A 13,579-nucleotide genomic window follows, 5' to 3' on the forward strand; every position below is an offset into this window, starting at 1 on the left:
ATTTACCTCCTCACAGATGTTGACCTATATACATTTAATCCAAAATACTGTACTTTTTCAACGTTTTCATCTTTCTCCAATTTTTCAAAAATCTCCTTTTTATTTTTACATCTTCTTTGATCTAAAAAGCTCTCAATCTCATGCTGATTCATCGGATGCCTTTTTATTATACTTAAGATAGCTTCCAAATCATCTTCTATAGAACTGTAGAAATCTTCTTCTTCTTCTAAAAAATCAAGAGATATGCCTCCTAAGATATTTTGAGCTAGCTCAATTTTTTCTCTTTCTAGAACTGTTACCCAATCTTCCGCAGGGGGTCTCATGGGTAAATTGATATACAATCGATCATAATTTATTCTGTTAAATATTTCTTGGATTTTCCTTAAAGATTCTTCATCATCATTTAATCCTTTTACCATCATGAATTCCATCCAGATTTTACCTTTAAAATTTTTAGAAAAACTTATCAATCCATTCACGTAGGATTCAAACAATATACTTTTAAGAGGTCTATTTATTTTTTTAAACGTTCTTTGATCATAAGCATCCAGCGTTGGCATTACAAGATCACTTTCACTTAACTCTTCCCTTGCTTTTTTTTTCAGACAATAGAGCCCCATTTGTAATTACAGCAACAGGTTTTTCAACATAAGCTTTTATAGATTTTATTAGTTCACCAATTCTAAAGTATAATAATGGTTCACCTTCACCAACTATGGTTACAAAATCAAACTGGGATACGCCGCTTTTAATATAAGATTTAAACTCTTCTAAAATATCTTGTAAATTAAAAAATTCTTGTCTTTGGTTTGTCATGTTGCTCGTTCTTCCTAACTGACAGTATACACAAGAGAAATTGCAGGTTTTTGGAGGTATTGGGCTTACTCCTAAGGATCTTCCCATCCTTCGAGAAGGAACAGGCCCTTATAAGTGTTGAAAATTCATCGGACACCTCGAATCTATTTTCAATGTTTTTTTATCCTTTTAAATTATACCAAAAAACCCCCACTAAATAAAAATAATAGTAAAACATACTAAAGAAAAAGAAATTAGGAAAAAAGTATCTTTTATTTCCCAATTAAACTGCTTAAATCTTGTTCTCCCTTCCCAGCCATTGTATCCTCTTGCTTCCATCGCAACGCTCAAATCTTCAGCCCTTCTCAGAGCAGATACCAACAAAGGTATAATTATAGATATAGCCCCTCTAATCCTTCCAGAAAATTTTCTATCATCAAAATTTGCCCCCCTACTTAATTGTGCCTTCATTATTCGATCCGCTTCATTCGCAATTACAGGGATAAATCTTATAGCTATCGTCATTACCATCGATATTTCATGGGCAAATCGTTTTGGCACAAAAAACCATCTCAGGATATCCTCAAGAGCATGAGCTAAAGAGGTAGGAGAAGTAGTTAACGTGAGAACAGAAGATAACAAAACTGCAAACAGTATTCTGAAGGTAATTATAGCAGCATTAAATAAACCGGTATCTGTTATTCTGATAAAGCCAATCTTAAAAAGTGTATTCCCTCCTATTGTGAATAATTGAATTACAAAGGCAAAGATAACTATAAACCATATTGATTTTAAGGATTTCATGTAATACTTCAAACTTAATTTAGATAACAACATCAACAACAAAGTATACGAAGACATAATCAAAACATCGTAAAAACTGTTTATAGAAAAAGCGAATCCTGCTAAAACGAACAATCCTAAAAGTTTTCCCCTTGGATCCAGTGAATGCATCAACGAGTCTAATTCAACGTATCTTCCCAAGGCAACATTATCCAAAAGCATTTAAATACTCCTTTTATCAATCATTTTTTCTAATTCCCAGCATTCAATATTTTAACATAATTTAAGAATTAGTATATTATTCGTGAGAAAAGATTTTGTTGTTTTTTTAAAATATTAATAAACAGAATGGCAGATTTTTATTAAGTTTTGATTAAGTATTTTGGTAAAAAATATGGTATAATAAATTATTATAATACGTAATAACCCTATAAGGAGAATCAAATGAAAAGATCCTTAGCAAATAGAAATGTGAAGTATCTATTCATACTTTTGTTGATTTTAATAACATGTATAATAATTGCTTTTTTAGTTTCTAAATCCTCAAATTATAAAAAGCAAATTATTTTTTTTGAAGAGTACTTAAAAAATAACTATACTCTGGACGATGCAACAATAAGAGAATTCGTTAACGTTTTTGAAATATTATACAACGAATTTCCCTACGTAACTGAATATGTCTATCCAATCGAATTGTTAGCTATTGGAATAGTAGAAACGAATTTTGAAAATGCAAAAGGAGATAATGGGAAAAGTTTAGGATATTTTCAAATTCAAGCCCCTACTTATTGGTATTTAAAACATAATTATCCTGAATTTTACCAGAGGATCAATTTCTTAGAACCTTGGTATTGGGATATCGTAAGCGAAAGACCTGATGTGCAATTAATGACTTCTATCCTATACTTATACGATATCAAATTACGTTACGGGGAAGAGGATGCATACAGTATTTACAATGGCGGTTCAGAAATATATAAAGACAAAATATTATTAAGACTTAGTATTTTAGAAAATACATTTAAAAAATTTAACAGGAGGTAAGCATGCAGATATCAGAACCCCTTGTTTCGAAACCAGTTTTTAGTGAAAAAATTTGGGGAAGTAACGAGTTAAACAGAATTTTCAACTACGAAAAAAACCAAACAATAGGAGAAGTCTGGCTGTATTCACCTTTAGATGGCCATGAAACCGTATTGTATGGAAGAAATAGCCAAAGAGAATATGGAAAAGCAAGTGAACTCTTCCCAAAATTCCCTCTACTCTTAAAACTAATAGCAACCTCTTCCTGGCTTTCCATACAATTGCATCCGGATGATACAATGGCCAAACAATTAGAAAACGAGCCATGGGGTAAATCGGAAGCTTGGTACTTTCTGAAGGATAATGGTCAAATTAAAGTTTCAAATAATAATAAATATATCCTCCAAGCTTTTGAAAACAATCGATGGGATGAAGTACTAGAAAGTTATGAAATGAACAAATTCGATTCCATATTCATACCCGCTGGAACCGTGCATACTTTAGGTCCCAATAGCTTTTTACTTGAAATACAGCAAAGCTCAGATTTAACTTACAGACTATACGACTGGGGAAGACCTAGAGAAATCCATGTTGATAAATCTAAAAAAGTTCTCAACAACATTCACACCAGTTACTCTATTTCAAGGAAGACTGAAGGATTGTGTACCAAATACTTTAGCTTTTCCAGATTTGCCAACCAAAATAAAAAAGGGTTAGGCGTATATGTTAACTTGAAAAGCTATGAAACAATAGTACTTCCAGAAGAAGTAAATTATAATTTTCAAGGTGAATTTGTGGAATTTAAATTAAACGAAATTGGCTGGAAATCACTTTTATAATTTCATAATTAAAAATTATAAAAATATTTAAAATTTTTACATTCCATTTCATTTTCGACTTATTTTGTCTGATATAATTGAACAAGTAGAAAACAAAATTCGAGGAGGAATCCTGATGAATAAAACTATGAAAGAAGATGTATCAATCGTCTTATCTGGTGAAGCAGGCCAAGGGATTCAAACGATAGAAAGACTGCTAACTTTTATTCTTAAAAGGGAAGGTTATTATGTATTTGCCACAAAAGAGTACATGTCGAGGGTTAGAGGTGGAAGCAATTCAACTGAAATAAGGGTAAGTTCCAAACCTGTAAAAAGTTACGTTGACAAAATTGATATACTCATACCTCTTACAAAAAGTTCAGTTGAACATCTAGGAGACAGAGTGAATGAAGATACCCTAATCATAGCAGACAACGATTCGTTGAAATTAGAAAACAAAAATCTTTTCAACGTCCCCATCCTCTCTATTGCAAAAGAAATAGGCAATGAAATATATGCAAATATAGTTGCTGTTGGTGTAATTTTGGGTCTTTTCAAAATAAACATAAAAACGATAGAAGAGTATCTAAGAGAAAGATTTGGAGATAGGGGAGAAAAAATTGTTTCAGATAACATAAAAGCTGCTTCAGAAGGTCACAAATTGGGTAAAGACTTTTCTGAAAATGGAGAGATAAAAATAGAGATCTCTGCAAATGAAACTTTAAAAGACGATTTATTAATTAGCGGAACCGACGCGGTAGCTCTAGGAGCATTAGCAGGAAATTGTGATTCGATTTTTTCATATCCAATGACGCCTGGATCTGGGGTTCTAGTTGATTTAGCAAATTTTTCAAAAAATTTCGACATTTTAGTTGAACAAGCCGAAGATGAAATTGCCGCAATCAATATGGCAATAGGCGGATGGTACGCTGGAGCAAGATCAATGGTGACTACTTCTGACGGAGGATTTGCTTTAATGGAAGAAGGACTTTCTCTAGCTGGTATGATCGAATCACCGTTAGTAATTCACCTTGCTCAAAGACCTGCCCCTGCAACAGGTTTACCAACAAGAACCGCTCAGGAAGGGTTAAATCTTGTTATACACTCAGGGCATGGTGAATTTCCAAGGCTGGTTTTTGCTCCTGGTAATCTTGAACAAGCTTTCTATTTAACTCAACAGGCATTTAATATCGCCGATAAATATCAGATCCCAGTATTTATTTTGACAGATCAATTTTTTGTTGATTCGTATTATAACGTTAAAAAGTTGGACCTTTCCAAAATTGAAAATAAAAAATATTTCGTCGAAACTGGTGAAGATTATAAAAGATATGATTTATCAAAAGCAGAAAACGGTGTTTCACCAAGAGGTATACCTAACTTTGGTAAAGGATTAATTATCGTAGATAGTGATGAACATGATGAGGAAGGTCATTTAACTGAAGATTTGGATATCCGAATTAAAATGGTGGAAAAAAGGCTCCAAAAATATGATGCTTTAAAAGATGATTTTGTTTCTCCAGAATTCTTTGGAAATAGAAACTACAAATATCTCTTAGTATGTTGGGGTTCAAACTATAATGTTGTGAAAGAGGCAATAGAAAATATAGATAATAAAGATCTTGCTATGCTTCACTTTAGTCAAGTTTTTCCCTTCCCAGAAAATGCGGTTGAATTTTTAGAGAATGCAGAAAAAATAATTGATGTTGAAAATAATGCCACGGGCCAATTTGCAAAGTTAATAAGAGCAGAAACTGGTATAAAAATAGATAGTAAGATACTAAAATTCAATGGAATGCCGTTTTCGGTTGAAGAGTTAACCGCTAAAATAAGGGAGGAGTTACAATGAGTGAAAGAAAAAATATTTTTAGTCTAGAAAACGAAAAAGAATTAGACATAGCTTGGTGCCCTGGTTGTGGTAATTTTGGAATACTGAATATATTAAAAAAAGCCTTGGAAGAAATGGAAGAAATAACTCCCAACAATTTTGTGCTCGTTTCAGGAATAGGACAGGCAGCAAAAATTCCTCATTACTTTAAAAACAATGCTTTTAATGGCCTTCATGGTAGAGCTTTACCCGTTGCCTTTGCCATTAAATCGACTAATCCAGATTTATACGTAGTAGCTGAAAGTGGAGATGGAGACATGTACGGTGAAGGGGGAAACCATTTTATCCACAATATAAGACGAAACGTGGACATAACAAACATAGTCCATGATAACCGGGTTTATGGATTAACAAAAGGACAGGCTTCTCCTACTTCACAACAAGGAATGGTCACCCCTGTTCAAGTAAACGGAGTAATACTAAACCCCTTCAATCCCATTGCTGTGGCTATAGCTAACGGAGCTACTTTTGTTGCACGGGCTTTTGTAGGCGACATTCAAAGCACTAAAGAAATTATTAAAAAAGCTATCAGACATAAGGGATACTCGCTAATTGATTTGTTCCAACCATGCGTGACGTTTAACAAAATAAATACTTATGCCTGGTTTAATGAACATACTTACAAATTAGGGGAAGATTACGATCCATCAGATAAAATGCAAGCTCTACAAATGGCTTTTCAAGAAGACAAAATTCCTCTGGGTATAATATATGAAGAAAAGGGAAAACCAACTTTTGAAGAACAATTGACTATTTATAAACAAAACAAAGAACCCCTTTTTAAAAGAAACATAGATTTAAACAAATTAGAAGGTTTTATAAACTCAATGAGATGAGAGGTGATACTATGGCATTGAAGGTTGGAGATTTGGCTCCCGATTTTAAAGTGAAAGATCAAAATGGTGATGAATTAGGCTTTGGCAAAAAGTTCGAAACCTAATTTATCATTATGGAGCAAAAAATTATGAAAAAACTGGCTTTTATTTTTTTAATTTCGATGATTCTTTCAACCAATTTATTGAGTCAAACGATAAATATACCGCAATTTCCAAAAGGAACTCTAACTATTTCACAAGAGGGAAGAGTTGTGACAATCCCTATTGAAATTGCTAATACGAACGAATTAAGAGAATTCGGTTTAATGTACAGAGAAGATATCCCAGAAGAATATGGAATGCTTTTTGTATTCCCAAATCCTGGAATAAGAGGCTTTTGGATGAAAAACACCTTTGTTGAACTTGACATCGCTTTTATAGATAACAATGGAACAATATTAAATATACAAAACATGAAACCTTGCGAAGAATCAACCTGCCCTATTTACATAATTTACAAACCTTTCAAATATGCTTTAGAGGTAAAGGCAGGTTTTTTTGAAAGGTACGGATTCAGTGAAGGAGCAAAAATTGACTGGTCGATAGATGACTAAAAACTGTGTTACAAGGCAAAAGAGCTATAAAAATGCATTAGTTTTTTAAAGAGAGTAAGAAAAGCTCTAAAGGAGGACTGATAAAAATGAAAAAAATAGTTATTTCGGTACTTGTTATTTTGTTTGGTATAAACTATATATATGCAGCTGAAAAGGTAGTCGTCGGAGCAAAGGCTTTCACAGAAGGTTATATATTGTCAAGCATGGTTTCTTTACTTCTCCAAGAAAACGGGATTAAAGTAGTAGAAAAGTTTGGACTATCCTCTTTTCCTCTTCGCAAGGCTATGGAAACAGGTCAAGTAGATGCTTATGTAGATTACACAGGAACTGCTTGGGCAGCGTATTTTGGACATACAGAAAACATATATGATCCTGAGGAACTGTTCGATTTAGTAGCAAAAGAAGACTTAGAGAAACACAACATCGTATGGTTAGATATGATAAATTTTAATAATACTTATGGTTTGGCAGTACGAAGCTCTTTTGCTAGAGAAAACGGAATACATAGTTTAAGTGATTTGGCTGATTATATTAATTCTGGAAAAGGAAAAGATTTAATTTTTGGAGTTAATCCAGAATATTATGAAAGAAGCGACGGGATATTTGCTGTTATGGATGAATACGATATGAATCTACCAAGAAAAAATGTAAGAACGATGGAAGCAGGGTTAACATATGAAGCGTTAGCGCGTAAAAATATTGATGTGGCTATGATATATTCTACCGACGCACAAATCTTACGTTTTGATTTAGTGATTTTAGAGGATAACAAATCTTTCTTTCCACACTACAATCCTTCTGTTTTGGTTAGAAAAGAAATAATAGATGCATACCCTGAAATAAAAGAAATTTTAAAACCATTGACATTGTATTTAAATGAGGATATAATTATAAGGCTGAATTACTTGGTTGACTTTGAAGGTTTAGAACCAGAAATTGTTGCTAGAAAGTATCTCCATGGTTTGGGCTTTATCAAATAAATAGATTACAATAACTTGCGGAGGCGTGCACCGAATTGGCTAAGGGGCCGGTCTCGAAAACCGGTGGGGTTTATCCCCTTGTGGGTTCGAGTCCCACCGCCTCCGCCAACTTTTATTGAGGAGGGAAGTAAAAGATGCCTATTCTATCTGAAATTAACAGATATTTAAAAAGTAAAATTTCACTTGGTAAAGATGATTATGCGATACCAAAAAGATGGATGCCCCCTAATTATACCGGTAAGGTTAAACTATCTGGGAGAAAATTTTTTGTTAATCCATATGAGTTTATTTCTAACATAATAGATAATCTGTTAAAAAATGCTTCAGAAGAATTGGATTACAGCAAACCCCTTTCTTTCATTAAAAATGTTAAAAACCCTGATTGGATTAGAACAAGCATAGTTTATTCTGCTCATGTAAGAGCTACAGCTGCCTATGTTCATGACCAAACTACTTTATTCGTTCCGATAGATGAAAAAGGTTATACTGAATCAGGAACCTTTCTAAAAATGTTGATGTTAATACCTTATTTTTCTAGCTATAACGTTGATAGTATCTATTTACTTCCAATTACTCAATCCAGCAATAAATTTAAGAAAGGTGAAGTAGGCTCACCTTATGCGGTCAAAAATTTTTTCTCTGTAGAAAAAGATTATCATGACACCCTTTTGGAAAGTGAATTCACCCCTGATCAAGAATTTGCAGCCTTCGTCGAAGCCGCTCATATGGCTGGAATGAGAGTATTGTTAGACTTTGTGCCACGAACAGGAGCCAGGGACAACGACTTGATTTTAGAACATCCCGATTGGTTCTATTGGATAGATATAGATGAAATGAACGACTTTGCCCCACCTAAAGTTGACGGTTTAGGATTTGTTCAACCAAGTAAAGAAAATTTAAAAATTGTATACAATGACGAACAAGTCAAAAATCATCTTAAAAAATTTAGATGGGATCCAAAAACTCAGAATCCACAAAAATGGGAAAATTTTATAGATAAAAATAAAAACAACCCGGATTTTTTGGATGAGATAGCAAAAGAGTTTAAAGTAATTACCGTTCCAGGATTTTCAGATTGGATAAATGATCCCCAACCCGCATGGGAAGATGTCACTTTCTTAAGACTCTATCTTTCTCATCCGGAAGAAGCCCTAAAATATATAGATGGGGCAAACCAACCTCCTTATGTGCTCTTTGAAGTTGTTAAATCAAGTTTGTTCCCGGGGAAAGAAAAGAATACCGAACTTTGGAACTTAATAGCAAACATTATTCCATTTTATCAAAAAAATTTCGGTATAGATGGTGCTAGGTTGGACATGGGTCACGCTCTACCTGATGAACTTGAACATGAAATTATAAAAAGGGCAAAAGACTACGACCCCGCCTTTGTAATAATAGCAGAAGAATTAAGCATGGACAACCATATAAAGGCTAAGAAAAACGGTTATGATGGAATTTTGGGAAATTCATGGTGGGCTGAGCCAAGAATAAAAGAAGGCTGGTTCAAAAAATTCATCTCAGAAGTAGCACCAAAAATATCTTTGCCTACATTTGCTACGGCAGAAACACCAGATACCCCAAGAGCCGTTACAAGAGAAGGTAAAGAAACTTTCTCAAAACTAACAGCGGTGGTAAATACTTTCATGCCAAACGGAATAACATTTATAAACTCTGGATATGAGCTTTTTGAACCTCAACCTATGAACACAGGCCTAGATGTAGAGGACCCGGTGGAAGAAAGATTTAAAAATTTACCTTCAACAGACCAATTTTATGGCAAACTAGCATTCTTTGATTGGTATGTATTGCATTGGGATACAGACCATCATATGGTGAAATTACTTTCCTTATTAGGCACACTAAAAGAGGAAGTCAAAGATCTTTTGAAAAACCCTGATAATTATCATTTTATTGATTTTTCTGAAGATGCAAGTGCACTGTTTTGGTGGAACGGAGAAAAAGGAGTTGTCATACCTATCAATACCAACTTTCAAAATCCGTACTTCTTTGATATAGACCTTGGATACTACACCTGGAAAAGTAATCATAATATTCAAACAAAATTGGAAAATTACAGAAGAGGAGAAAGCTCTTGGAATGTTCAAGATGCACATTTAAAAGTAACAATCAATCCAGGTGAAGCCAGAGTGTTTTTCATATATTAAAAAGGGCTTTTAGCCCTTTTTTATTTTAATTTTGGAAAGTTAAACTTGTCTACTTCTTGCTTTTTTATAAATTTTCTAAACTTTTTCTTTGCTTCCTTCATTAGCTCTTCTTGAACTATAAAAATTTTTGACTTTTTCCCAGTTGACCTTTTATACTCTCCATTCGGTTGCAACTCTCTTGCTTTGAAATTATCTTTTAAATAAAGGTTCAATACATCTATCAATCGTTGCTTTAGATCTTCTTGCTCTATTGGTATCAAGGTTTCAACTCTTCTATCCAGATTTCGAGGCATTAAATCGGCACTAGATATAAATAATTTGGGTAATCCGTTATTTTCAAAATAATATATTCTACTATGTTCTAAATACCTTCCCACTACACTTCTAACTTTTATACCTTCACTAACTCCTTTTATCGCTACTTTTAAAGCACATATTCCTCTAACGATTAATTTAACGTTAACACCGGCCATAGATGCCTTATATAATGCTTTAATTATAGATACATCTAGCAAGGAATTCACTTTTATTATTATTTTCCCTTTTCCACCTTTTTTAACCACATCTATTTCGTTGTCAATCCACTGTAAAAAAGTTTCTCTCAAACTTGTGGGAGCAACTCCCAATTTTTTCCATGTTGGAGGCTTTGAATAACCCGTTAAAATATTGAATAGTGCCGATACATCTTGAGCATAACTTTCCTTACAAGTAAAAAAATCTATATCTTCATACAATCTTGCAGTTATGTAATTGTAATTCCCAGTACTCATATGAACGTATCTTCTGATCCCACCTTCTTCCTTTCTAACAATCAACAAAAGTTTTGCGTGTACTTTTAATCCGACAAGTCCGTAAACTACATGACAACCAGCTTTTTCCAACTCCTTAGCCCATTGAATATTATTTTCTTCATCAAATCTGGCTTTGACTTCTACCACAACGGTAACTTGTTTACCGTTCTCTGCCGCTTTTATAAGGTAATCTATTATTGGAGATTTTTTCCCAACTCTATACAAAGTTTGTTTGATAGCCAATACTTGTGGATCTTCCGCTGCCTGCCTTAAAAAATCCATCACATGCTCAAAAGATTCATAAGGGCGATGTAGGAGAACGTCCTTTTCTCTAATTACCTTAAAAATACCCTCCTTGCCATAAAAGCTTGGCGAAGGTTGGGGAGAATAATACTCAAATTTTAAATGATCATATCCTTCTAAATTAGCTATTTCCATAAGAGAACTTAAATCTAATAAACTAGATATCTCGAAAATATTATCGCTTCTTAAATTTAGTGAATTTAATAGGAAATTTCTTAGATTCTCTCCCATATTTTTGGATATTTCTAATTTAACAGGAAAGCCTGTTTTTCTTTCTTTCAACGAACTTTCAATCTCAATTAACAAATCTCTGGCATCATCCTCGTCGATAGAAAGGTCTCCATCGCGGGTGATTCTGAACTCAGAGATCTCAACCACTTTGTATCCGCTGAAAAATAAATCAGAATGCATTTTTAAAAGATCTTCCGTTAAAAATAAGCATGTACCATCCTCACTAGGGATGTTTATAAACCTAGGAAAAATCGTCGGTAATGGTATAAAGGCAAATAACGTTTCCCCTTTTTCATCTTCCAACTCCACACCTAGATTAATACCGCTACCAGGTAATATTGGAAATGGTCTACTCTGATCGACCGCCATTGGAGTAACAACGGGAAAAACGACCGTTTGAAAATAATTATCTAAAAACTCTTTTTTTTCTTCATCAATATCATCAACTTTGAGAACTTTAATATTCTCCTTCTCTAAAGAAGGTAATAACTCGTTTTCTAAACAATTATATTGCATTTCTACCATTTTATGAGTTTTTTGGGAGATCTTCATTAATTGATCTCGGGGATTCAAACCAGAAATATCGACTCCACTGAAACCAGCTTGAAGTTGTTCTTCCAAGCCAGCCACCCTTATCATAAAAAACTCTTCAAGATTGGATGAGGTTATAGAAAGAAATTTAACCCTTTCTAAAAGAGGGTTCGTTGTGTCATAGGCTTCTTCTAACACTCTGAAATTGAAGTCCAACCAACTTAACTCTCTATTGTTATAATATTTATAATCGTTCAAATCAATTTTCTTTTCTTTAGTTTTGTTGTTACTAGTTTTTGCCATTAAATCTCATCCCTTTAAATTTTTCTAACTAACTCAGGAACTATTCCAAAGACTTCTAAAAAGAAATTATCCTTCCTTTTCAATGCCCACTCTTCTAGCAAGGTTTCTTTTGGTGTATGAGTAATTATAATCAGACGATTGCCTTCTAAATTAACTTCAATATCTCCCAATTTGCTCTCATGAGCTACATCTAAGGCGTCTGCAAGCCTCAATATGGCAAGCATCTTTGTTATCAATATCTTATCTGATATGTTTTCCAGTTGTGATGAATAATCATCAATCTCTAAATCTTGGGCGCTGTGAAAGTAAGCGATTCTTGAGACAACGTCTAATTCTTTTGAAGTTAAACCTATAATCTCTGAACCCTTAATTATATTATACGAATGCAAATAATGTTTCTTAATATTTACATATTTCCCCATGTCATGCAAAATTGCAGACACTTGCAAAAGAAGTCTATGTCTTTTACCCAATTGATGAACCGGTTCTAAAACATCGAATAATTTCATCGCATATTTTTCTACTGTTTGGCTGTGTGTCTCCTCATAGGAATACTTTTTACCTATATTTCGTGAAGAGATGATCGTACTCTTTTCCAATAAATTGAAAAATCTTCTATATTTTCTGCTTAGCAACACTTGAAATAACAAACTACTACTTAAATTAACCTTTGGAAAAACCAAAATATTTTCTGCTCCGGATACTTCTAAAAGTAATCGGTAAAAAGCCAATGCTGATAATAACGAATTTGCTTTGTTTTCTGAAATATCATATTCTCTGGATAATTCGGTGGCATTCTTTGATTTCAAATCCTGAAAAAGAACATTGAATTCAGCCTGGGAAACGTTCATTACTTCTTCTTCATCCTTTTCCAAGAGCCCAGCTAAAAACTCTATTTCATTACCACAAGTTACAAAGGTTTTGATCTTTTTATTACTAAGCCAAACCTTGATTGGGTGGTAAAATGTACTCAAATACTCTCTTATTAAATTACTATAGTGTAATGTGTTTTCTTCCAAAGCTCTGAGCATCTCTGAGACTTTTACAGAACCTATTTTTATATTTTGTGAATTATCTATCAAACCTTTAGAATACGTTGCTAACCCCATACTTCCCGTTCCTATGTAAACAAATAAAACATCATCCTTTTTGTACTTTTTATATTTTTCAAAGTTCCTTATCAATTCCATGTAGATATGTGATTTCTCTTCATAATCATCTAAAACATTGATATTCAACCCTGTTCTTGTTTCGATCTGATCTAAAATAAAATCAAGATTTTCTGCTTCTCTCAAAGCGGTGGTACCTACTATCTTCAATCTATTAGTTCCGTATTCTTCTGCTACTCTTTTGAATCCTAGAAGTTTTTGACTTAGGATCTCCACTTTTTCAAAAGATATCCTTCCTATTGTAAAGGTATCTTTACCCAAGAATAAAGGGTAATCTAAACTTTCTATAATATTGATATCATCTTGATCGTTCTGAGCTATATCAAAAGATATGTTTTCTGTTCCAATGTTTATAACACCCGCAACCATT

The 13,579-nt window shown here is 33.3% G+C and carries 12 protein-coding genes and 1 tRNA gene; 8 read left to right on the forward strand and 5 right to left on the reverse strand.

Annotated features, from left to right (window positions below; all coding sequences use genetic code 11):
* Window positions 1-2: 2 nt before the first annotated feature.
* The 3 genes from AD60_RS10335 to AD60_RS02375 all read right to left on the reverse strand — a co-directional run bounded on the left by AD60_RS10335 (window position 3) and on the right by AD60_RS02375 (window position 1,800).
* Window positions 3-560 (reverse strand): hypothetical protein, encoded by a 558-nt coding sequence (locus tag AD60_RS10335; protein ID WP_199177823.1) that lies wholly within the window; start codon window positions 558-560, stop codon window positions 3-5.
* A gap of 13 nt (window positions 561-573) precedes the next feature.
* Window positions 574-816, reverse strand: coding sequence for a hypothetical protein (locus AD60_RS10340; protein WP_233186793.1), 243 nt, complete (start codon window positions 814-816; stop codon window positions 574-576).
* Between the two features lie 192 nt (window positions 817-1,008).
* On the reverse strand, window positions 1,009-1,800 hold the full coding sequence (locus tag AD60_RS02375) for an energy-coupling factor transporter transmembrane protein EcfT (RefSeq protein WP_103927264.1): 792 nt from the start codon (window positions 1,798-1,800) through the stop codon (window positions 1,009-1,011).
* 222 nt (window positions 1,801-2,022) lie between these two features.
* Here AD60_RS02375 and AD60_RS02380 point away from each other — a divergent pair, with 222 nt between their 5' ends.
* The 8 genes from AD60_RS02380 to AD60_RS02420 all read left to right on the forward strand — a co-directional run bounded on the left by AD60_RS02380 (window position 2,023) and on the right by AD60_RS02420 (window position 9,881).
* Window positions 2,023-2,622, forward strand: a complete 600-nt coding sequence (locus AD60_RS02380) for a hypothetical protein (protein WP_103927265.1) — start codon at window positions 2,023-2,025, stop codon at window positions 2,620-2,622.
* A 2-nt stretch (window positions 2,623-2,624) separates the two neighbouring features.
* Window positions 2,625-3,440, forward strand: a complete 816-nt coding sequence (locus AD60_RS02385) for a type I phosphomannose isomerase catalytic subunit (protein ID WP_103927266.1) — start codon at window positions 2,625-2,627, stop codon at window positions 3,438-3,440.
* Window positions 3,441-3,555: 115 nt separating this feature from the next.
* Window positions 3,556-5,268 (forward strand): 2-oxoacid:acceptor oxidoreductase subunit alpha, encoded by a 1,713-nt coding sequence (locus AD60_RS02390; RefSeq protein ID WP_103927267.1) that lies wholly within the window; start codon window positions 3,556-3,558, stop codon window positions 5,266-5,268.
* Window positions 5,265-6,143: a thiamine pyrophosphate-dependent enzyme gene (locus AD60_RS02395; protein ID WP_103927268.1), complete on the forward strand. Its 879-nt coding sequence runs from the start codon at window positions 5,265-5,267 to the stop codon at window positions 6,141-6,143. The genes AD60_RS02390 and AD60_RS02395 overlap by 4 nt, the downstream gene beginning before the upstream one ends.
* Before the next feature lie 128 nt (window positions 6,144-6,271).
* Complete coding sequence (locus AD60_RS02405; protein ID WP_103876291.1) at window positions 6,272-6,736, forward strand: DUF192 domain-containing protein; 465 nt, start codon at window positions 6,272-6,274, stop codon at window positions 6,734-6,736.
* An 86-nt stretch (window positions 6,737-6,822) separates the two neighbouring features.
* Window positions 6,823-7,716: a glycine betaine ABC transporter substrate-binding protein gene (locus AD60_RS02410; RefSeq protein ID WP_103927269.1), complete on the forward strand. Its 894-nt coding sequence runs from the start codon at window positions 6,823-6,825 to the stop codon at window positions 7,714-7,716.
* A 19-nt stretch (window positions 7,717-7,735) separates the two neighbouring features.
* A tRNA-Ser gene (locus AD60_RS02415) sits at window positions 7,736-7,824 on the forward strand.
* A 26-nt stretch (window positions 7,825-7,850) separates the two neighbouring features.
* Window positions 7,851-9,881, forward strand: coding sequence for a maltodextrin glycosyltransferase (locus tag AD60_RS02420; RefSeq protein ID WP_103927270.1), 2,031 nt, complete (start codon window positions 7,851-7,853; stop codon window positions 9,879-9,881).
* Window positions 9,882-9,901: 20 nt separating this feature from the next.
* On the opposite strand, the gene AD60_RS02425 is transcribed toward AD60_RS02420, so the two are convergent.
* Complete coding sequence (locus AD60_RS02425) at window positions 9,902-12,040, reverse strand: RNA degradosome polyphosphate kinase (protein ID WP_103927271.1); 2,139 nt, start codon at window positions 12,038-12,040, stop codon at window positions 9,902-9,904.
* 14 nt (window positions 12,041-12,054) lie between these two features.
* Window positions 12,055-13,578 carry an HD domain-containing protein gene (locus AD60_RS02430; RefSeq protein ID WP_103927272.1) on the reverse strand — a complete coding sequence of 508 codons (1,524 nt, stop codon included), beginning with the start codon at window positions 13,576-13,578 and terminating at the stop codon, window positions 12,055-12,057.
* Between the last annotated feature and the right edge of the window lies 1 nt (window position 13,579).

This window comes from Petrotoga sp. SL27 (genome assembly GCF_002924605.1).
GTDB lineage: Bacteria > Thermotogota > Thermotogae > Petrotogales > Petrotogaceae > Petrotoga > Petrotoga sibirica.